Annotated in this window: 17 protein-coding genes; 14 read left to right on the forward strand and 3 right to left on the reverse strand. The window is 60.8% G+C overall.

Annotated features, from left to right (window positions below):
* Positions 1-205 precede the first annotated feature (205 nt).
* The 3 genes from C4J91_RS05935 to C4J91_RS05945 are packed head-to-tail and all read left to right on the forward strand — an operon-like array spanning position 206 to position 2,435.
* Entirely contained in the window at positions 206-1,519 is a 1,314-nt protein-coding gene (locus tag C4J91_RS05935; RefSeq protein ID WP_124361483.1) for an HD domain-containing phosphohydrolase, read from the forward strand.
* A complete protein-coding gene (locus tag C4J91_RS05940) occupies positions 1,516-1,929 on the forward strand; it encodes an NUDIX domain-containing protein (protein WP_124361484.1) in 414 nt (137 codons plus the stop codon). The genes C4J91_RS05935 and C4J91_RS05940 overlap by 4 nt, the downstream gene beginning before the upstream one ends.
* Positions 1,926-2,435: a GNAT family N-acetyltransferase gene (locus tag C4J91_RS05945; RefSeq protein WP_124361485.1), complete on the forward strand. Its 510-nt coding sequence runs from the start codon at positions 1,926-1,928 to the stop codon at positions 2,433-2,435. The genes C4J91_RS05940 and C4J91_RS05945 overlap by 4 nt, the downstream gene beginning before the upstream one ends.
* A 7-nt stretch (positions 2,436-2,442) precedes the next feature.
* On the opposite strand, the gene C4J91_RS05950 is transcribed toward C4J91_RS05945, so the two are convergent.
* Together C4J91_RS05950 and metR are read right to left on the reverse strand one after the other, a co-directional pair.
* On the reverse strand, positions 2,443-6,624 hold the full coding sequence (locus tag C4J91_RS05950) for a dermonecrotic toxin domain-containing protein (RefSeq protein WP_124361486.1): 4,182 nt from the start codon (positions 6,622-6,624) through the stop codon (positions 2,443-2,445).
* A gap of 656 nt (positions 6,625-7,280) precedes the next feature.
* On the reverse strand, positions 7,281-8,198 hold the full coding sequence (metR, locus tag C4J91_RS05955) for a transcriptional regulator MetR (RefSeq protein ID WP_124361487.1): 918 nt from the start codon (positions 8,196-8,198) through the stop codon (positions 7,281-7,283).
* Positions 8,199-8,380: 182 nt separating this feature from the next.
* Between metR and C4J91_RS05960 the strand changes: the two genes are divergently transcribed.
* The 5 genes from C4J91_RS05960 (at position 8,381) to C4J91_RS05980 (ending at position 12,024) form a co-directional block, all read left to right on the forward strand.
* The gene (locus C4J91_RS05960; protein ID WP_124361488.1) at positions 8,381-9,400 is read left to right on the forward strand and encodes an alpha/beta fold hydrolase; all 1,020 of its coding nucleotides are present in this window, start codon (positions 8,381-8,383) and stop codon (positions 9,398-9,400) included.
* Between the two features lie 56 nt (positions 9,401-9,456).
* Positions 9,457-10,110, forward strand: a complete 654-nt coding sequence (locus tag C4J91_RS05965) for a DsbA family oxidoreductase (protein WP_124361489.1) — start codon at positions 9,457-9,459, stop codon at positions 10,108-10,110.
* Positions 10,111-10,325: 215 nt separating this feature from the next.
* Positions 10,326-11,246, forward strand: coding sequence for an arginase (locus tag C4J91_RS05970; protein ID WP_124361490.1), 921 nt, complete (start codon positions 10,326-10,328; stop codon positions 11,244-11,246).
* Positions 11,243-11,623: an EamA family transporter gene (locus C4J91_RS05975; RefSeq protein WP_124361491.1), complete on the forward strand. Its 381-nt coding sequence runs from the start codon at positions 11,243-11,245 to the stop codon at positions 11,621-11,623. Before C4J91_RS05970 ends, C4J91_RS05975 begins: the two co-directional genes overlap by 4 nt.
* Entirely contained in the window at positions 11,620-12,024 is a 405-nt protein-coding gene (locus C4J91_RS05980) for an EamA family transporter (protein ID WP_124361492.1), read from the forward strand. The genes C4J91_RS05975 and C4J91_RS05980 overlap by 4 nt, the downstream gene beginning before the upstream one ends.
* Before the next feature lie 117 nt (positions 12,025-12,141).
* On the opposite strand, the gene C4J91_RS05985 is transcribed toward C4J91_RS05980, so the two are convergent.
* Positions 12,142-12,897 carry a MipA/OmpV family protein gene (locus C4J91_RS05985; protein WP_124361493.1) on the reverse strand — a complete coding sequence of 252 codons (756 nt, stop codon included), beginning with the start codon at positions 12,895-12,897 and terminating at the stop codon, positions 12,142-12,144.
* 232 nt (positions 12,898-13,129) lie between these two features.
* Between C4J91_RS05985 and C4J91_RS05990 the strand changes: the two genes are divergently transcribed.
* From C4J91_RS05990 to C4J91_RS06015, 6 genes are all read left to right on the forward strand, one after another.
* A complete protein-coding gene (locus C4J91_RS05990) occupies positions 13,130-13,828 on the forward strand; it encodes an MtnX-like HAD-IB family phosphatase (protein ID WP_124361494.1) in 699 nt (232 codons plus the stop codon).
* The gene (locus C4J91_RS05995) at positions 13,821-15,215 is read left to right on the forward strand and encodes an aspartate aminotransferase family protein (protein ID WP_124361495.1); all 1,395 of its coding nucleotides are present in this window, start codon (positions 13,821-13,823) and stop codon (positions 15,213-15,215) included. The genes C4J91_RS05990 and C4J91_RS05995 overlap by 8 nt, the downstream gene beginning before the upstream one ends.
* Positions 15,212-16,060 carry a carboxylesterase gene (locus C4J91_RS06000; RefSeq protein ID WP_124361496.1) on the forward strand — a complete coding sequence of 283 codons (849 nt, stop codon included), beginning with the start codon at positions 15,212-15,214 and terminating at the stop codon, positions 16,058-16,060. The genes C4J91_RS05995 and C4J91_RS06000 overlap by 4 nt, the downstream gene beginning before the upstream one ends.
* Before the next feature lie 137 nt (positions 16,061-16,197).
* The gene (locus C4J91_RS06005; RefSeq protein ID WP_124361497.1) at positions 16,198-17,322 is read left to right on the forward strand and encodes a GNAT family N-acetyltransferase; all 1,125 of its coding nucleotides are present in this window, start codon (positions 16,198-16,200) and stop codon (positions 17,320-17,322) included.
* Complete coding sequence (locus C4J91_RS06010) at positions 17,322-19,100, forward strand: HAMP domain-containing sensor histidine kinase (RefSeq protein WP_124361498.1); 1,779 nt, start codon at positions 17,322-17,324, stop codon at positions 19,098-19,100. Before C4J91_RS06005 ends, C4J91_RS06010 begins: the two co-directional genes overlap by 1 nt.
* Positions 19,090-20,487, forward strand: coding sequence for a sigma-54 dependent transcriptional regulator (locus C4J91_RS06015; RefSeq protein WP_124361499.1), 1,398 nt, complete (start codon positions 19,090-19,092; stop codon positions 20,485-20,487). The genes C4J91_RS06010 and C4J91_RS06015 overlap by 11 nt, the downstream gene beginning before the upstream one ends.
* The last annotated feature ends 33 nt before the right edge of the window (positions 20,488-20,520 follow it).

Consider the following 20,520-nt stretch of genomic DNA (forward strand, 5'->3'; position numbering starts at 1 on the left):
GCAGAAGACTCGACGGCATAACGATTCCTTCCCTGGTTTTACAAGCAAAGGGGTGTGAACATGCAGTGACAGCATAGCTGAGCTCCCTTGATATCGACGGCCAGTTGGCGTCAAATCAACAGCATTTTCGCGCTGCTGGCCTGGATCGGCACGGCGCACCGGTTCAATTGAGCTTCACATCGTTTAATTTGAAGGCAGAGTCGCCATGGATGAACAACTCGCTACGAAGTCCGCTGTGCTGCTGGTCGACGATGAAGAGTCGATCCTCAACAGCCTGCGCCGCCTGTTGCGCAGCCAGCCTTACGAGGTGGTGTTGGCCACCAGCGGCGCCCAGGCGCTGGAGATCATGGCAACCCGGCCCATCGACCTGGTGATGAGCGATGCGCGCATGCCCGGTATGGACGGGGCCACGCTGTTGGCGCAGGTTCACCGCCTGTACCCAGCCACCGGCCGCATCCTGCTCACCGGTTACGCCGACCTGACCACCATCGTCAAGGCGATCAACGACGGGCAGATTCACCGCTACATCAGCAAACCCTGGAATGACGAAGAGTTGCAGCTGGTCTTGCAGCAAACCCTCGAACATCAGCGGCTTGAACGCCTTGCGCGGGAGCAGAACGATCAGCTCAAAGCGCTGAACGCCACGCTGGAAAAGCGTGTGACGGCGCGTACCGCCGAACTGCAACAGACCGCCGACATGCTCGACCTGGCCTACGACGAGCTCAAGCGCAGCTACGTGACCGGTACCGAAGTGTTTTCGTTGCTGGCCAACCTGCGGTTGCCCAAGGACAAGCAGACCAACCGCGCGTTGATCGAATTGATCCGCGTGTACTGCGCCGCCCAGGTCATGGATGAAGCCAGCACCCGCGACCTGACCATGGCTGCGGCGCTGTACAACATCGGCAAACTGAGCTGGACCGACAGCATGATGGTTGCGCCGTCCGACAAGCTGCACAGCACTCACCGCGCGCTGTATCGCGAATACCCGACCCAGAGCGAGTCGCTGTTGATGACCCTGGAGCCGATGAAGGACGCGGCGCGGATCATTCGTCATCACCAGGAGCGTTGGGATGGCTCGGGGTTTCCCGACCACCTCAAGGGCGAGGCGATCCCGGCGGGTTCGCGGCTGCTGAAACTGGCCGTGGACTTCATCGAGCTGCAAAAAGGCCTGATCCTGGAGCGGCACCTGAACAGCGACGAAGCGTTGCTGTATATCCGCAAGTACGCCGGGCGCCTTTACGACCCGGAATTGGTCGAGGATTTCGTGCAGGCCTGCGCCACCTTCCTCAGCGATGTGACCCTGGGCGACCCTACGGTCAGAGTCCTCACCACCCGCGAACTTGAGGACGGCATGGTCCTGGCGCGCAACCTCAACGCCGACAACGGTATGCTCCTGCTCAACGCCGGCAAGGTGCTGAACCTGCCGCTGGTGGACAAGCTGATCGCGTTCGAGTCGATGGAGGGCGCAAAATACAGCGTATTTATCAAACAACCCGACGAGATAACGATTCCCACATGAACTCTTCAATTATCCGCATCGCTGCAGCGGTCCTGATCGACAAGCACGGCCAGACCTTGCTGGTGCGCAAACGCGGGACCCTGGCGTTCATGCAGCCCGGCGGCAAGATCGACGCTGGCGAACAACCGGTCGAGGCGCTGGCCCGCGAGCTGCAGGAAGAACTGAACCTGCGTATCGATCCGGCACAAGCTGTGTACCTCGGCCAGTTCTCGGGGCCCGCGGCCAACGAGCCGGGCTTCACCGTGCAGGCCGACATGTTCCAGCTGCACATCGACGTGGCGGTCACCCCGGCCGCTGAAATTGAAGAAATACGCTGGATCGACCCCATGGGCGACGGCGGCCTGCCATTGGCGCCGCTGAGCCGTGACCAGATCCTGCCGCTCTACCGCGCGTCGCTGATCGGCGCATGACGATTCGCCCACTCAATCCCTGCGATGCCGAGGCCTATCGGGCATTGATGCTCGAGGCCTATGATGCTTATCCCCAGGCGTTCACCTCCAGCGTCGCCGAGCGCGCAGCGATGCCGTTGAGTTGGTGGCAAAAGCGCCTGGACGGTGCGTTGGACCGTTTGCTCGGCGCATATGCCGGCGACGCACTGGTCGGCATCGTCGGCCTGGCGTTCGAGCCTCGGGAGAAAGCGCGGCACAAGGTGACGTTATTCGGCATGTACGTGACTCAAGCCCATCAACGCAACGGCCTGGGCCGCCGGTTGGTGCAGGCGGCACTCGACCAGGCGCGCGAGCACCCGCGCCTCAAGGTGGTCCAACTGACCGTCACCGCCGGCAATGACGCCGCCTTTGCGTTGTACCGGCGCTGCGGCTTTATCCAGTACGGCCTGGAACCGTTGGCGGTGCGGGTGGGCCTGGACTATTTCGACAAGATCCACATGTGGCGTGAGCTGCGCGGCGAGGGTTAAGGGGGCATTACATTCCCCAGGCGACCGGCCTGGCACCGTGATAATCAAAGATACCTCGGAGTACGAAGACATCTTTGCCATCCTCTTTTGCGGTGCGCTCAATGGCCACCCGCCATCGACCACGGCCCGCGCCTGCCTCTACCTGGGGTAAATCAATATAGGTGTAGTTGCCGATTTTTTTGCGGCTGACACGACCTGCCTGAATGTCCTCGGTGATCTGCTCAAGTTTGTTTCTCGCACTGTCTGATAGCAGCGGGATCTGCGCTTCTAACAACTCGTCCTGCTTCACGATGTTGACTACGGGGGCTCGGGCCGTTGGGGGGGCCGGGGAAGGTGTCGGTGTGGGGGATGGTTTTTCAATTTTTTTGGTGGGTACACGGGCGACGTCAAACTCTAAAGGCTCTGAAAACCGAGGGAGGTTCTTTTCAAATTTCGTGACGGCGACACTGTCGATCATTCTTACGCCAGACTCACCGCTCTTGTATGTACCGCTAGACATGGCGATATAGGGAATGCCGGATTTTTTAAAGTCCTCGGCGTAGGAGTCCACGCCAAGTTCCTTGAGCTTTTCCTTGAATTTTTCTGTCCTGAACAGGGTTAAGGATTCTCGTACTTTAGGGTCCGACAAATGCGATTCCAGCGCCATTGCGAGCGAAATTTTTTTATCGGTGGCTATTTTGGTAAGCATTTGTTGGCGTCCTTTTTCGTTCAGAAACGCGTTAAACGAATCCGTTGGCCAGGTTGAAAGTTGATATTTTTCATCAAATTTATCCATGCTCCTCATCTGCTTGGATGTGAACGCATAACCTACAAACTGTGCGTTTGTGTCGGGGTCCTGAATTGTAATGGAGGCTCGGATTTCTTTTGAAAAGTTATCGTTTTTGCCAATTAGTCTTTTTATTTTTTTAAATAATTTATCTTTGTCCAACGGGAGCAGGGGAGGGACCAGGTTCGAGGTTGATCTGTTTATGTGGACGTAAATCTCCGCCTCCGAATGCAGCCTCAACAATGCGTCACGTAATTCATTTTTGGCGCGTGGGCCTAAATTCTGTTGCCCCGAGACGCTGCGACGAAAGGTGGCTTCGTCGATATTGCCCATCTGCTGTCGTGCGTTCGCCAGCAGTGTTCGCTTCTGTAACTCGGTCATTTCTTTAATGAGGGGTTCGAAATACCTTAACTGCTCATCTGTTGAGTAAATACTAAGCGCCGCGATCAGGTCGGCATCGACTTGCTGTTCAGGCGTGAGCCCGCGCAGCCTGCCCATCACCGTGCCGCCGCCCGCTGTCGTGCGTTCGAAACGTGTCTTCCAGCTTTTAGCGTTGCCCGGCACCACCATAAAGTTCGCACTGTTTCCTGCCGGGTCTTTTACATAGCGCGCACCGTCTTCGACAAAAGACTGATACAGGTGATAACGCCCGCCTTGATCCCTCATCGCGATCAGTTGGTTATTGTATTTGTCAAAAAAACACGGGGCGTTGCCCGTTGTGCGCGACAGCGTGTAGTGGTTCGCCTGGGCAAATTCTTCCACGTCAAAGAATGCGTCGATCTGTTTGGGCAACCGATACGCGGCAACATCGACCCAGGCCGGCTCCAATGGCCGGATCGAGGCCGTTGTGAGCGCGATGCGGATCTTGTGGCGGGGGCCGATTTTTCGGACCAGCCCCGGCACACGGCGGCCCAGTTGTCTGACCAGGCTTAGGCCTTTATCGATGCCACTGCGCACCAACATCCGTGCGGCTTTGAAGGGCATCAGGTCGATAAAAAAATCGGCCACTTCAATGCCGAACATAACGGCGTTTACGGTGGACTCGCGGGAAATCTGCGCATTGCTGCGTGAATGGAAAGCGGTATACGAGAGTTGAAACCCGAGCTGCGCCAGATACAAATACGCGTGAAAATTGCCGGTTATTGTTATTAAGGCATAGCGGTGCACGCCGCGTGTATCGCTGAAGATTCGTGAGCGCTCCTGCGCATCGTTGGTGGCCATGCGCTCGCTGAAATAGGCTCGCCATTGCGGTTTTGCGTTCAGCACGTCCAGCTCCCCCAGGCCGTTGGGCAGTTCCCTGAAGGGCGCGTCATCCGGGGCATCCGGCGTATACAGCACGCAGACGCCGTCAGGCTTGGTGCGTTTTCGCTGAATGATCAACACGCCGTTGATCACGTGCCCCCCTCGGCCTCCTTCCAGTACGCTGCCCATCACCAACAGGTTCACGTCGATCTCGAACTCGCTGACCCGGGGGCGTTTTGTGGAATCGGGGTACTCGAGCACCGCCTTTATCCAGTCAAATCCGCTTCCGGGCGTCTTGAATATAAACAGCTTGTGAATATCGGGATTCAACCGGCTCTCCAGGGCGTCCTTGTGCATTTTCGCCGCGTTGGCGCGCTGCCAGGCGGTGGCGAAGCTGTTGCCTTCGCTGCCCTGCGAAAAGGTTGACCTCAGGTATTCGGCGTATTTTCCTCCAATGTCGGCTTCTTGGGCGAGCGCGCGTAAATCCGAATCGCCCAGCGTGCCCTTGCTGTTGCCGTCGGTATCGACGAGGGTGGCGGTGGCGCTGATGGTTCTGTTGAAGTCATGCGCGGACCATGGATCGACATTGCGCTGGGCGTAACTGCCCAGTGTGCGCAGGTCTATGACGACCTGGCTCTTCCAGGTGCCACGGGTCAGTGTCTGGCCTTCCAGAAACCGTGGGATGCTTATCTTTTCATCGGCGGTGATGTAAACGACCGAGGTGTTCTCGTCGCGATACCCCGTCAACTCGACCGGCAGGAGGAAGGACAGACGCAGACGAACCAGGCTTTTATACGGGGCAATATCCACGTCGGCATAGGCCGGTTTCTGTTTTTTCAGGACCTTGTCTGTTTGTTCGAGTGAAAACGCTTCCAGTGTCTGAACCTTTTCAAGAAAAGGCATGAGCGCCGCATTGCTGTCACTCATCGCCTGTTCCAGTTGCCTGTAGCGGTGCTGGTCGTGCGCGTCGGCAGTTTTCAGCCACTCGGGTTCGCTTACGTCTATCAGGCGCAGATTACGTGTGACAAAGGCATCGGCGATGTCCAGATACTGGGTGATGTCCGCCGCCAGATCGAGTTCGCCGGCCACCGGCAATGTTTCCTTGCGCAGGGCTTGTCGCACAGCAAAATATTGTCGAATTCGTACTGAGCGAACACTGTACGCCACGATATCTGCCTCTATCGTTGGCGGGCTTGCGGCCAGCACGGGCAAACCGGACAGCCCTGCGCGGGCCGTTTTCGACAGGCTTGCGAGCAGGCGCTTGCCGGCCGGGCCGCCTTCGCGTAGGCGTGCCGCCACGGCCTGATTCAAACGGCCCAGGTTTTCATATTCCTCAAACTCCTCGCCCGGGCTGTACAGCATCAGGCTGCCCGTAGGCGGAGTCTTGCCCGTGGCGTTGAGGATGAATGCGGCGGCGAACTCACTGCCGTCCTCCAGCATCAGCCGGTATACCGCAGGCCTGACGTCGATGGCGAAGGTCTTTTCCCGCGCCGCCGCAGTGGGGTACTTGAGCACATTGTCGGCCAATGTCCGCCCGGCCGCCGACAACGTGCCATCCAGCGTGCGCAGCGCCAGTTGATGGGCCAGCACCTGGCGACGCAAGGCAATCAGTTGTTCCTCCGAGTCGGGTTGGCCATCCTCGGCGGTGCCCCAGAACGCGTTCAGACTTTGGATGACGGCGATTTCCGTCGAGCCGGCCAATTGCGCCGCCGTGCCGTTTGAAGACAGGTGCTTGTCCGCGTCCAACGTGTTGGGTTCCCGGTAGAAGGCACCGCTCTGTTGGGTCAAATAGGTGCCGCCGTCTGGCGCGCGCAACCGGATGAGTACCGACCCCAACGGTTCGCTGGACAAGAGTTGCCGTTGCCCCTCCTGATCCTCCCGGAAACGGCTGTAAAAGATCTGGTTGGGATTGATGGGCCGGGGCAAATGGGGAAATGCTTCAGTCAATTTATGCTGATACACCCTGCCCAGGCTTGGCTGTGACTGCATCAAGTCGTCGGTTTTGACGTTGAGTTTGGCGAGCTCGCCGATAAGGTGATCCTGCTGCTTCTCGGTCGAAGACGCCGGGGGTACCACAGGCAACGTCACAGGCTGAAAAGTGACGAGGGGCGTGTATTTGGCCTGGATCGGTTGTGGATCGTCACCCTGTTGGGCTGGGGAAGAAGGCAATGAAGTGTGCATGCGCGAACCCTTACAAAAGGGCGCAAGTTGAGCGAAGGTGCTGTGCGCCCGGATGAATGTGAGGGTCGAGTGTAGGTGCGGCGCCAAGGGGCTCAGCGGTGCATGTGTCTCGGACAGCCGAGCACTATGCTGGGTTGGTCTCAGGTAACGCATAGGTATCACGATGCGAAGCGAGCCGCTCTTGATCTTGCTTTTGATCTTAGGCGCCCCGTTAAACCACGCTGGCCGTAATTCGACAGTGATTTGGGGGGTAAACCGGCAGGGATGCCGGTTTAGCCGCCCCGCGCCATGGATGGCGCGTGGCGGCGGCCCCCAAATCACTGTCGGATTACGGGCACACCGAGCCGGGGCGAGGTGCCGAGTGGTGGGGCAAGAGCGTTTTGCTTACTTTTGCGCTTTTCAAAAGTGAGACGCCGTAAGGGCGGAACCCTAAGCCGCCGTTACCGCAGCAACGGATATGTACTCGCCTTGATCCAGCATCCTGGTCGGCTGTCAGGCCGCCATCGGGAGCAAGTCGAATCGTCGCACCGCCCCTCCCACATTTAGGTCGCGGGGTATCAGTTAGAGAGGCTTCGGCTCCTGAGCCGTCACAGGTTCAGAGCCGTGCCAAAGTTGTGTAGATACCCATGCAGGTAACGGGGAGCCTGTCGCGGGCCTCAACGCACCGCACTCACGCCATCGAGCGTCGAAAATGACGTGTCTTTGGCCGTCAGCAAGAAGTCACGCATGTACGGCGCATCGAGCATGTCCGCCCGAATCCCCGCATACAGCGTGGCGAACAAACCTTTCTCGCCCAGCCGCTTGGCCTTCACATAACCGCGTGAGCTGTACTCGTGCAGCGCCCAGTGGGGCATGCCGCACACGCCACGGCCGCTGGCCACCAGTTGCATCATCATCACCGTGAGCTCCGAGGTGCGCACCTGGGCGGGTTCCACGTCGGCAGGCTCCAGGAAGCGGGTGAAGATGTCCAGGCGATCACGCTCCACCGGGTAGGTGATCAGGGTTTCCGTCAGCAGGTCCTGCGGCACGATGTAGGATTTATTCGCCAGCGGGTGCTGATTGGCCACGGCGAGCATGGCTTCGTAGGTGAACAGCGGCACATAGGTGATGCCCGGCAGCTCCAGCGGGTCGGAGGTCACCACCAGGTCGAGGTCGCCACGGGCCAGGGCCGGCAGCGGCGCGAAGGCAAAGCCCGAGGCCAGGTCGAGCTCGACTTCGGGCCAGGCATCGCGGAACTGGTCGATGGTCGGCATCAGCCACTGGAAGCAGCTGTGGCATTCGATGGCCATGTGCAGGCGCCCGGCGGTGCCGCCGGCCAGGCGTGCGATGTCGCGCTCGGCGCCGCGCAGCAGGGGCAGGGTGGCGTCCGCCAGTTGCAGCAGGCGCAGGCCGGCGCTGGTGAAACGCACCGGTTTGGTCTTGCGCACGAACAGCGGCATGCCCAGGCGTTCTTCGAGTTCCTTGAATTGGTGAGACAGCGCGGACTGGGTCAGGTGCAGGCGCTCGGCCGCCTCCACCAGGCTGTCGGCTTCGCGCAGGGCGTGCAGGGTCTTGAGGTGACGGATCTCGAGCACGGGCTCTCCATGAAGACAATTTGTGATGAAGTGGGATGGCGTGAGTTTGTCTCATGTTGCCGCGCATGTCGACCAGGACCGCCTGGCACTCTTCATCAAACTGTCATCGAACTGTGGCAGCGCGCTTGAACAAACTTCATCAGACTCGCGCTCTACTGGGGTTCTGCGTTTCGGTGTTTTTCATGCGCGTGTTGCTTTTACTGGCCGCTCTGTTGTTCGGCCTGCCGTCTTTTGCGGCTTCTCGATGTGACGTCAATGTCCCGACCCAAACGGTCGACCTGGCTCAGGTAAGCATCGCCTACCAGAGTATCGGGCGTGCGTCCGACCCTGCCTTGCTGCTGGTGATGGGCCTGGGCGGGCAGTTGATCCACTGGCCTGACGAAGTGGTCGTCGCCCTGTGCCAGCAAGGTTTTCGGGTGATTCGCTACGACAACCGCGATGTTGGCCTGTCCACCTGGCGCCAGGCACCGGCCAGCGCCAACCTGACTTTCGAGGTGCTGCGCTACAAGCTCGGCCTGCCGGTGGCGGCGCCCTACACGCTGACCGACATGGCCGACGATGCCTTGGGTTTGATGGACGCATTGCAGGTCCGGCAATTTCATGTGCTGGGGGCGAGCATGGGCGGCATGATCGCCCAGCACCTGGCGGCGATGGCGCCGCAGCGGGTGGAAAGCCTGACCCTGATCATGACCAGCTCCGGCGCCGAAGGCCTGCCGGCCCCGAACGCGGCGTTGGTGCAGTTGCTGTCGCGACGCAGCGCGCCCAATCGCGAAGTCGCCCTGGAACAGCAAGCCGATCTGCTCGCCGCGCTGGGCAGCCCGAATGTGCAGGATGATCGCCAGGCATTGCTGCATCAGGCGGCGCTGTCCTATGACCGTGCCTTCAACCCCGAAGGCGTGAAGCGCCAGATCATGGCGATCCTCGCCGAGCCGAGCCGCGTGCCGTTGCTCAACCAGCTGCGGGTGCCGACCCTGGTGGTTCATGGCACCGCCGACCCGTTGCTGCCGGTGATGCACGGCGTTCATCTGGCCGCGCATATCCAGGGCAGCCAGTTGAAATTGATTCCAGGCCTGGCCCACCGTTTCCAGGAGGCGTTCAAGGCGCCATTGCTGGCGGCGGTGCTGCCTTACCTGCAAGCCCATCGCGAAGATACCGCGCACTGGGCGCAGATCGACCTGGGCGAGCCTTCGAAGCTGCTGTGAAGGTGGTGTATCGTGTCGCTTTTGCGGCGCATTAATGCCAGCGAGGTGGCCTGCCCATGAGTACTCCCCTGAAAATCGATTTCATCAGCGACGTGTCTTGCCCCTGGTGCATCATCGGCCTGCGCGGCTTGACCGAGGCCCTTGATCAGCTTGGCGCCGAGGTGCAGGCCGAGATTCATTTCCAGCCGTTCGAATTGAACCCGAACATGCCCGCGGACGGGCAAAACATCGTTGAGCACATCACCGAAAAATACGGCTCCAGCGCCGAAGAGTCCCAGGCCAACCGCGAGCGCATTCGCGACATGGGCGCCGCGTTGGGCTTTGCCTTTCGCACCGATGGCCAGAGCCGCATCTACAACACCTTCGATGCGCACCGCCTGTTGCATTGGGCCGGTACTGAAGGCTTGCAATACAACCTCAAGGAGGCGCTGTTCAAGGCCTATTTCACCGACGGCCAGGACCCCTCCGACCACGCGACCCTGGCGATCATCGCCGAAAGCGTCGGCCTGGACCTCAAGCGCGCCGCCGAGATTCTCGCCAGCGACGAATACGCCGCCGAGGTGCGTGAGCAGGAGAAGCTGTGGATCACCCGTGGCGTGACCTCGGTGCCGACCATCGTGTTCAACGACCAGTACGCCGTCAGCGGCGGGCAGCCGGCAGAAGCCTTTGTTGGGGCGATTCGCCAGATCATTAGTGAGTCCAAAAACTAAAGCCAGACACCGATCAAAATGTGGGAGGGGGCTTGCCCCCGATTACGGTGTGTCAGTCACCAATAGTTGGCTGACACACTGCTATCGGGGGCAAGCCCCCTCCCACATTTTGATCTGCGCTGGTCTGAATATCTCCCTGGCCCATCCCTTGCATTGACCCCCTAAAGCCCACCCGGTCTGCGGTTGGGCGCTGCCATTAGGGATGAAACACTGCCTTGAACATTCTTGACCTCGACCACAGCCTCACCGCTCAGGCGCCGATTGCCCAGCGGTTGGCCAGCGGCCGGGCCACGCGCCTGGATCTGCTGGACCTGGGCCCGAAGCTGCGCCTGTGGTCCACCGAAAAAACCTGGAAACGTTTCGTCGAGCGCCTGGCCCAGCGGCCACGGCCCAGGGATGCGCGCCCGGAAATCCTGTTCGTCGGCTCCGGCGACTATCACCACCTCACGCCGGCGTTTCTCGCCGACCTGAAAGAACCCATCAGCCTGATCCACTTCGACAACCACCCCGACTGGGTGCGCTTTGCGCCCAAGCGCCACTGTGGTTCGTGGGTCAACCGCGCGCTGAAGATGCCGGCGATCAAACGCATCGTCACCCTGGGCCCTTGCAGCGACGACCTGCATAACCCGCAGTTGCGCGGCGCTAACCTCGGCGCCCTCAAGCGCGGGCAGTTGCAGCTGTTCCCCTGGCAGCACCCGCCCTCGAAAGTCTGGGGCCGGGTTGGCGATGGCGCCGGGCACCGGCAGCAGGAAAATCACCTGCACTGGCGCAACCTGGCGGAGCTGGACTGGGCCACGTTCCTGGATCAGATGATCGCCAGCCTGCCCACCGAAGCGGTCTGGATCACCCTCGACAAAGACGTGCTCGCCAGTGAAGACGCCGCCACCAATTGGGACCAGGGCGGCATGCGCCTGAGCCACTTGCTCCAGGCCCTGCGGGCGTTGGCCGCGCATAAACGCATCATTGGTATCGACGTGTGCGGCGAGTTCGCCGCGCCTGCCTTCAGCAATGCGTTCAAGCGCTGGGAAGCCAAGTCCGACCAGCCCCCGCCCGAGCGCTGGAGCGCGCAGGATTTGCAGCGCAATGCCGCGACCAATGCGGCGCTGATCGATCTGTTCGAGGAGTTGTTCCCGTGAGCCTGACCGTCATGATGTTGCTGGCGCTTTCCATTGTGCTCGATGTGATCGGCCAGCTGTGTTTCAAACTGGGCGTGGACCGTTTGCCGCAACTCGATGGCGGTTTCCGTCTGCGCGCGTTCTGGGGCCAGGTGTTCAATGCGCCGCTGCTCTGGGCCGGCATCGGCGCCTATGTGATCGAGTTTTTCGTCTGGCTCGAAGCCTTGTCCCGTGCGCCATTGAGCCTGCTGTTTCCGCTTGCGGCGTTGGCCTATTGCCTGGTGGTGCTGGCAGGCAGGGTAGTGCTCAAGGAAACCGTCAGCCGACGCCGTTGGCTGGGCACGCTGGTGATTACCTTCGGCGTGATGTTGGTGGCGATTGCGGGGGGCCAGGCATGAGTACGCAAACCGTCGACGCGGGCTGGTTGCATGGGCGGCTTGGCACGCTGGTGCTGTGGGCGCTGTTGATCGCCACTGAAAGTGCCGGGCAGCTGTTTACCAAGGTGGCCGGTGATCAATTGGGGCAGATGGATTTCACCTGGCAGTGGCTGGCGGATGTCGCGCGCAACCCGGGGATTCTGGCGGCGATTGCCAGTTATATCAGCGCGTTTTTCGTTTGGATGCTGATCCTGCGGCGCAGCAGTTTGTCGTTGGCCTTTCCGTTGAGTTCGCTGGTGTTTGTGGCGGTGCTGCTGGGGTCTTGGCTGGGGTTGGGGGAGCACATCAGCCCGCTGCACTGGGTGGGAGTTGCGGTGATTATTGCAGGCATCGCGTTGCTGGCCGAGGGCGAAGAAAACTGAAATACGATCCCATGTGGGAGGGGGCTTGCCCCCGATTGCGGTGTACCAGTCAGCCATTTTTTAACTGACAGACCGCCATCGGGAGCAAGCCCCCTCCCACATTTTGACCGAGGTGAATCAATCGAAGGTGTAGCTGATCGCCGTCTGCACCTGGCCCTGGTTCACCTCACCGGCTTGCCTGACGATGCTGCTGTTGGCCGCCGAGCCGACCAGGTGCGCCCAACTCGCACTGGTCAGCAATGACCAGTTGCGCGCCAGGGGGAACTGGAAGCTCTGGCTCAAGGTGACGTTCTGGAAACCGCCACTGGCGTTGTAGGCCTTGAACCCCGTGGCGGCCGCCTCGTTGTTGTCCACCCCGAAAAACGTCTGGTTCTGGCGCGCGTCGGCAAAGCGCGCCACCAGGCCGCTGCTGCCGATGATTCCACCGCCCAGCGGGTAACCGAGTTCACCGCCGACCTTGCCCAATACGCCGCTCTGGGAATGCCCACCGCCCACGGCCTGGCCCAGCTGCGCGTAGACCCGCCAGAAATCGGCCGGCGCGTACTGGACGAAACCGCCGACCTCGGCCATGTCCGACACATTGCGCAGGCCTTGCAGCGCGCCGTTGGAGGTACGGCCCGACAGGTAATTGATGTACGGGCCGGCGGTGAGGCCGTGGGCGTTCAATGCGCTCCAGGTCAAGCCGTCATCGGTGCTCAGGCTGACGTCGCCCCAGTCCAGGTCCAGGTAGGGCACGGGGCGGGTTTCATAGCGGCTGCCGGTCGGGTCGTGGGGTTGGTAGCTGACGCCTGCGCCGACGTCTCCGGTAATGCCTTCGGCCTGCGCGCTCAGGCTCAGCAGCCCGACGAGTGCAGCGCATGTGATCCTCAACATGGTCACAGTTCCTGGGTGAGTGAACAGGCGCGCATGAACGCGCAAACCCTGGCGCCTGCGCAAGCACTCATCTTGTTTGTAGCAAGCTACAAAAATTGTAGCTTGCGGCGCACCTGTCGCCCGGAATATCCAGCAAAGCCCCAGCCCCGCTGGGCTTTGGCCAATTGGCACGCTCCCTGCTCTACCGGTAAGGCAAGCGCATACAGCGCGCCTCTTTCCAAAGGTAGACGCAATGATCCAATGGCATATCGTGTGTGACTTCGACGGGACCATCACCCCCACCGATGTCATCGACAACGTCCTCCAACGCTTCGCCGGCCCCGAATGGGAAACCATCGAACAGGAATGGCTGGACGGGCATATCGGCTCACGCGAATGCCTGAGCCGCCAACTGGCGCTGATCAAGGCGACCCCGAGCGAATTGCTGGCCTATTTCGACAGTGTCGAGATCGACCCGGACTTCCCGGATTTCGTCGATCACGTCATGGGCCTGGGCGCGACCATCGAAGTGGTCAGCGACGGCATCGAGCAGGGCATCGCGCGCATTCTGTCGCGCAACTATGTGACCTTGCTGCCGATCCTCGCCAACCGCCTGCGCCAGGTCGACCAGAACAGCTGGCGCATCGACTTCCCGTATGCCAGCGACGCCTGCCGCGCCGCTTCCGGCAACTGCAAATGCAAATCCACGCCGCGCAACAAGCGCGTGCTGGTGATCGGCGACGGCAAATCCGATATGTGCGTGGCTTCCACCGCCGACTTTGTGTTCGCCAAAGGCAGCCTCGCCGAGTATTGCGTCGCCCACCAGATTCCCCATGCGCGCTTCGACAGCTTTGCCGAAGTGCCTGCATTGCTGGCGCAACTGCCACAAGGCATCGCCGCCAACGCCACCTCCTTTACTGCCGACACTCAGGAAATTTTCCATCATGTCTGATATCCGTATCGCTACCACCGAAGACCAGATTCTTCTGGATAAAGAAGCCAAGTACTGCTCCTACGGCGACACCGTGCATTACATCGAGCCGCCGCGTATTTTCAGCCGTTGCGAAGGTTCCTACGTGTGGGACACCGAAGACCAGGCTTACCTCGACCTGCAGATGTGGTACTCGGCCGTCAACTTCGGCTACGCCAACCCGCGCCTGAACAACGCATTGAAGCAACAGATCGACACCCTGCCGCAGATTGCCAGCCAGTACCTGCACAAGGGCAAGATCGAGCTGTCGGAAATGATCGCGGTGGACGCCAAGAACAAGTTCGGCCTCGACGGTCGCGTGCACTTCAACGTCGGTGGTTCGCAGTCGATTGAAGACTCGTTGAAAGTGGTGCGTAACGCGTCCAACGGCAAGAGCCTGATGTTCGCTTTCGAAGGCGGCTACCACGGGCGCACCCTCGGCGCCTCGTCGATCACCTCCAGCTTCCGCTACCGTCGCCGCTATGGCCACTTTGGCGAGCGCGCCAACTTCATCCCGTTCCCTTATCACTTCCGTGGCCCGAAGGGCATGACCAAGGAAGAGTACGGCAGCCACTGTGTGCAGCAATTTGCGCGGTTGTTCGAGACTGAATACAACGGCGTCTGGGACCCGAAAACCAACCAGTGCGAATACGCGGCGTTCTACGTCGAGCCGATCCAGGGCACCGGCGGCTACGTGATCCCGCCGATGAACTTCTACCGCGAGCTCAAGCATGTGCTGGACCAGCACGGCATCCTGATGGTCAGCGACGAAATCCAGATGGGTTTCTACCGCACCGGCAAACTGTGGTCGATCGAGCACTTCGACGTGCAGCCGGACGTGATCGTGTTCGGCAAGGCGCTGACCAACGGCCTCAACCCGCTGGGCGGCATCTGGGCCCGTGAAGAGTTGATCAACCCGAAAATCTTCCCGCCAGGCTCCACCCACTCCACCTTCGCCTCCAACCCTTTGGGCACCGCGGTCGGCCTGGAAATGTTCAAGATGACCAGCGAAGTCGACTACGGCGCGATGGTCATGGCCAAGGGCAAATACTTCCTTGAAGGCCTGCAGGACTTGCAGAAACGTTTTCCGATCATCGGCGACGTCGACGGCCTGGGCCTGGCGCTGCGCTGCGAAATCTGCGGCCCGGACGGTTTCACCCCAGACAAGGCAACCCTGGACTACATGGTCGAGGAGGGCATGAAAGGCGACATGCTGGTGGATGGCCAGAAGCTCGGTCTGATCCTCGATGTGGGCGGCTACTACAAGAACGTGATCACCCTGGCGCCGTCCCTGGAAATCAGCTACCCGGAAATCGACCTGGGCCTGAAGCTGCTCGAGCAACTGCTGGTGCGAGCGACCACACGGTGAGTGTCGGCGAGATCGACCTCGGTGAAGGTGATGCCGGCTTCGTTCTCGGTGCTGGTCCGGTCGGGATCCTGTTGATTCACGGCCTGACCGGCACCCCGACGGAATTGCGCCAGGTCGCCAGGGGGCTGGTCAAGGCGGGCAACTGCACGGTGTACGTGCCCACCCTGGCCGGGCACTGCGGTGATAACAGCGACTTGCAGGCCACCGGCTGGCGCGACTGGTACGAAGGGGTGCGCAAGACCTTCGCACAGATCGAGCGGCGTCACGCGCAAGTGTTCGTTGGCGGCTTGTCCATGGGCGCGGTGATGTCGATGTATGTGGCTGCCGAACACCCTGGGCGAGTCGCCGGGCTGCTGATGTATTCCACTACCTTGAAGTACGACGGCTGGAGCATCAATAAACTGGCGTTTCTCACGCCGTTGCTGATGAAGATTCCGTTCGGCGTGCACCTGTGCAGCTTCGAAGAAAAGCCGCCCTACGGCATCAAGAACGAACGCCTGCGGGCCGTCGTCGAGCGGCAGATGAAGCAAGGCGAAAGCAGCGAGGCGGGGTTGTTGACCATGGAAGGTATCACCGTGCGCGAGTTGCACCGCCTGAACGCCGTGGTCAGGAAACGCATGCCCGAGGTCAAGGTACCGACGCTGGTGCTGCACTCCATCGAGGACGACATCACCAGCCGCTGGAACGCCGATTACGTGGAGCGCCACCTCGGTGGCCCGGTGACCAAGATCCTGCTGGATAACTGTTACCACATGATCACCGTCGACCTGCAATACCGCCGGGTCATCGAGTTGAGTGCCGCGTTTGTCGAGCAGCATTCGGTGCAACTCAATCGTGTGGCCTGACCCGCCTACCTGTAGGAGCGAGCTTGCTCGCGAAGGTCGTTAACGATAACGCGTACTGCCAGGCTGAGTACGTTGTCTGGGCGATCTTCGCGAGCAAGCTCGCTCCTACAGGGATGCGGTGTTGATAAGGAAAAACTGTGATTACCACCCAAGCCTTCCCGACCCTCCGGGCCATCCAGCGCGATGCCTGGAATGACTGTTTTCCCGGTGCCCTGGAGGACTGGGACTATTACCTCGCGGTGGAAAACGCCGCGATCGATGACTTTCAGTGGCGTTACCTGGCGGTTTACGAAGAGGGAACGCTGGCGGCAGTGGCTGTCGCGTTCATCACCCATTATCGTCTCGACACGACGCTGTCGGGCGCCGGCAAGCGCTTGACCGAGCGTGTGGCGCGACTGTGGCCGGGTCTGTTGCAACTGGGGTTGTATGCCCTCGGTTCGCCGGTGGCCGAGCGCTGCGACGTTGGTTTTGCCAGTGGCGTGGCGGATGCGCGGCGCCCGCAGTTGCTCAAGCACTTGCTGGAGGTCGCGCGCCGGGATGCCGATGACTTTGGCATCGGCCTGCTGGCAGTCAAGGACGCACCGAGCAACGACCCGCATTGGGCCGAAAGTTGCCGTGCGGCTGGCTTTCAAAGCATGCCGAGCCTGCCCACGGGCGTGTTGCCGCTGCCCTACGGCTCAGTGGACGCTTACCTTGGCTCGCTGGGTAAATCCACCCGCAAAGACCTGCGCCGCAAACTGCGCGCACCGGGGCCGCGGGTGGAGTGGCGGCGCAATATCGATGATGTGCTGCCCGAGGTCATGCGCCTCTATGAAGCCACGCTGATGCGCGCGGACTTGCAGTTCGAACGCCTGCCAGCCGGTTACTTCACGGGGATTCTCGAACAGCTGCAAGCGCGTGCGGTGTGTGTTCTTTACTGGGTGGACGAGCACCTGGTGGCGTTCAACCTGATCCTGCTCGACGAGCATCGGCTGATCGATAAGTTTTTCGGGCATGACATCGCGTTCAGCCGTGAGTACAACCTGTACTTCCGTAGCTGGCTGACCAATGTCGACTACTGTATTCAACACAATATTGCGGTGTACGAGTGCGGCCAGGCCGGGTATGCCAGTAAACTGCGCCTGGGCTGCCAGTTCCAGGGCAACAGCCTGTTCTTCCGCCACCGCAATCGGTGGGTCAACGGCGTGCTCAAGTTAGTCAAAATGTTGTTCCGACCGGATCGTTCCGACCCTGCCATGGCTGCTGCGATAAGCGAAACCTGATGATCACCAAGACCCGCCAGAAAGCCCGCCCCTTTGCCATTTCGCGCTGGAGCGTCCAGCGCAAGCTGGTGCTGGCCTTCTGGCTGGTCAGCGTCATTCCGACCATGATTGCGGCGGAATTGGCCGCCACCACGTTGTCGCAGATTTTCGACAGCAACGTGCGTATCTGGCTGCAGGAGTCGACCAAGATCGTCAAGGACGAGATCGGCGACATCCTTCACGACAACGCGCGCATGGCCAAGCTGTTCCTGCGCTACACCAGCCCACCCTCATCGCGGCAGGCCGAACGGCATGACCGGCTCACCGCCGACATCGCCGATGCCACCGACATCGATGTGGTGGCGCTGATTCGTAGCAGTGATCACAAGGTGGTGTTCAGCACCGCCGCCGACGACATCGTCAAGCAGATCAACCTGACCAGCAACACGGTATTGCAGACCGTACAGGTGGCCGGCGTCAGCACGGGCCTGGTGGTATCGACCTTCGAAACCAACCGTGATGGGGTCGATTATCTGTTGCTGGTGGCCACCTACCTGGACAGCAGCTTCCTTACCAGTGTGGCCGATGTGCATTCCCTCGACCTGCGCCTGTACCTGGCCAATGCCACGGGGTTTTCCGAGATATTTTCCACCCAGCGCTTCGAAAACCACCCGGCGCGCATCCCGAAGAATGTCGAAGCCGAGCTGCGCAGCACCCGGCAGCCGAGCGAGCAGTTCACCAACCAGTACAGCGGCTTGTACTGGCCGATATTCAACGATGCCGGCGAGCTGCAAGGCGTGATCTTCAGCGGCCTGCTGCGCCACACGAGCCTGGTGGGGCTGGTGAATCAGAGCAACTTGTTCGTGTTGATTTTCCTGGTCAGCTCGGCGCTGTCACTGGCGGCAGGGGTGTGGGTGTCGCGGCGCCTGACCCAGCCGCTGCGGGACTTGTCCCAAGGCGTGAACGCGGTGATTTCCGGCAACTACGCGCACCGGGTAGAGGTCAGTGGCGGCGACGAGCTGGCGCAACTGAGCAGCACCTTCAACCACATGACTGAACGCCTGGGGGAATTGCATCACCTGGAAGCCCAACTGCGCCGGCGTGATCGTCTGCACGCCCTGGGTGAAGTCGCCATGGGCCTGGCTCATGAAATCCGCAACCCGTTAGGGATCATCAAGACGGCCACTCAACTGTTGCACCGGCGCGCCGACCTTCCGGACGCCGACAAACGCCACTTGGAGTACGTGATCAGCGAGGTCAGCCGGATCAACGACCTGATCACCGAATTCCTCGACTTCGCCAAGCCCAATCCGCCGATACGCGTACAGCAACCGGCACGCCCGTTGGTGGAAGACATCCTCGGCTTCTGTGGCCCGGAGTTGAGTACTCACAATATCGATGCACAGATTGACGACCAGGCGCCCGACGCTACGCTCTACGCGGATGCCAAGCAGCTCAAGCAGGCCTGCCTGAACCTGATTCTCAACGCCATCGACGCGATGCCTGAAGGCGGGCGCCTCACCCTGGGTATCCGCAGCGTGGGTGACACCACCGTGATCAGCATCGCCGATACCGGCCAGGGCATCCCGGCGGATATGGTCGAGCGCATTTTCACGCCGTTCGTCACCACCAAGGCCTCGGGTACAGGGCTGGGCCTGGCCAAGGTCTATTCGATCATGGAGAGTCACGACGCCAGCATCGAGTGCGTCAGTGAGAAAGATGCCGGCGCCACCTTCAACCTGTACATTCCGGCTAACGGTGAAGACGACGGCGAGGATGAGAACGGGCATGACGCATAACGTATTGGTGGTCGACGACGAGCCCAAGCTCTGTGACCTGTTGTCATCCGCCCTGAGCCAGAACGGCATCCAGGTGTTTACCGCTGGTAATGGCCTGCACGCGCTCAAGGTGCTGGAGCAGGAGGACATCGACCTGGTCATCAGCGACTGGCGCATGCCGGGCATGGACGGGCCGGCGTTGCTGGCGGAAATCAAGCAGCGCTATCCGCAGTTGCCGGTGATCGTGATGACGGCCTACAGCACCGTGAAAAATGCCGTGCAGTCGATGCGCAATGGGGCCTACGACTACATTGCCAAGCCGTTCGATATCGACGAGCTGGACATCACCGTGGCCAAGGCCCTGCAGTTTCGCGACATCATGCGCGATAACGCGCGCCTGCGTGCCGAGCTGGATGAACATGCACAGTTCGACAGCCTGGTGGGTGACAGTCCAGCGTTTCGTAAAGTGTTGCAAGCGGTGGACTCGGTGCGCGACAGCAGCGCAACCATCCTGCTGACCGGCGAAAGCGGCACCGGCAAGGAAATGGTCGCCCGCGCGATCCACAAGCATGGCAGCCGTGCCGACCAACCGTTCGTGGCGGTCAATTGCGCGGCGATTCCTGAGGGGCTGCTGGAAAGCGAAATGTTCGGTCATCGCAAAGGCGCCTTCACCGGCGCCGTGGCCGACCGGGTAGGGCGCTTCATGCAGGCCGACAAGGGCACGCTGTTTCTTGATGAAGTCGGTGATATGCCGCTGGCCTTGCAGGCCAAGATTTTGCGTGCTTTGCAGGAACGGGTCATCGAACCGGTGGGTGATCCCCGCGAGCGCAAGGTGGACGTGCGGGTGATCGCCGCGACCAACAAGAACCTGCTGGACGCGGTGGCCAACAAGGAATTTCGCGAAGACTTGTATTACCGGCTGAATGTCTTCCCGATTCCTTTGCCGGCCCTGCGCGAGCGCGTGGAAGACATCGCACCCCTGGCCCGGCACTTCGCCCGCACCCTCAGTGCAACCGCCGGCAAACGCATCACCGGGTTCAGCCCGGAAGCCTTGCAGGCCATGGCCGCGTACCACTGGCCGGGCAATATCCGTGAGCTGCAAAACTGCGTGGAGCGGGCGACCATCGTGGCGGCTTCGTCGGTGATCGAGGATATCGATTTGCCGGGGTATTTGTTTGCTTCGAAACCGAGCGAGGGCGGGGTGACGGCGATCCTCAGCGACGGGCCGGGTGTGCCACAGGACCTGGATGCGGCGCTGGCGGAAGTGGAGAAAGCCTACATTTTGGCGGCGTTGCAGGAGAGCAATGGCGTGCAGGCTGCGGCGGCAACGAAGATCGGTATCTCGGAGCGCAGCTTCTGGTACCGCCTGAAGAAGCTGGGCATCCAAGTCGACAAAATAGTCCGCTGACACACTGTGGTTAAAACTGTGGGAGGGGGCTTG

It is taken from the genome of Pseudomonas sp. R3-52-08 (assembly GCF_003851745.1).
Classification (GTDB): Bacteria; Pseudomonadota; Gammaproteobacteria; order Pseudomonadales; family Pseudomonadaceae; genus Aquipseudomonas.

Excerpts from the sequence above, each read along its gene's own strand:
- C4J91_RS05935 (WP_124361483.1), top strand. The coding sequence starts at position 206 with ATGGATGAACAACTCGCTACGAAGTCCGCTGTGCTGCTGGTCGACGAT.
- C4J91_RS05940 (WP_124361484.1), top strand. The coding sequence starts at position 1,516 with ATGAACTCTTCAATTATCCGCATCGCTGCAGCGGTCCTGATCGACAAG.
- C4J91_RS05945 (WP_124361485.1), top strand. The coding sequence starts at position 1,926 with ATGACGATTCGCCCACTCAATCCCTGCGATGCCGAGGCCTATCGGGCA.
- C4J91_RS05950 (WP_124361486.1), bottom strand. The coding sequence starts at position 6,624 with ATGCACACTTCATTGCCTTCTTCCCCAGCCCAACAGGGTGACGATCCA.
- C4J91_RS05960 (WP_124361488.1), top strand. The coding sequence starts at position 8,381 with ATGCGCGTGTTGCTTTTACTGGCCGCTCTGTTGTTCGGCCTGCCGTCT.
- C4J91_RS05965 (WP_124361489.1), top strand. The coding sequence starts at position 9,457 with ATGAGTACTCCCCTGAAAATCGATTTCATCAGCGACGTGTCTTGCCCC.
- C4J91_RS05980 (WP_124361492.1), top strand. The coding sequence starts at position 11,620 with ATGAGTACGCAAACCGTCGACGCGGGCTGGTTGCATGGGCGGCTTGGC.
- C4J91_RS05985 (WP_124361493.1), bottom strand. The coding sequence starts at position 12,897 with ATGTTGAGGATCACATGCGCTGCACTCGTCGGGCTGCTGAGCCTGAGC.
- C4J91_RS05990 (WP_124361494.1), top strand. The coding sequence starts at position 13,130 with ATGATCCAATGGCATATCGTGTGTGACTTCGACGGGACCATCACCCCC.
- C4J91_RS05995 (WP_124361495.1), top strand. The coding sequence starts at position 13,821 with ATGTCTGATATCCGTATCGCTACCACCGAAGACCAGATTCTTCTGGAT.
- C4J91_RS06010 (WP_124361498.1), top strand. The coding sequence starts at position 17,322 with ATGATCACCAAGACCCGCCAGAAAGCCCGCCCCTTTGCCATTTCGCGC.
- C4J91_RS06015 (WP_124361499.1), top strand. The coding sequence starts at position 19,090 with ATGACGCATAACGTATTGGTGGTCGACGACGAGCCCAAGCTCTGTGAC.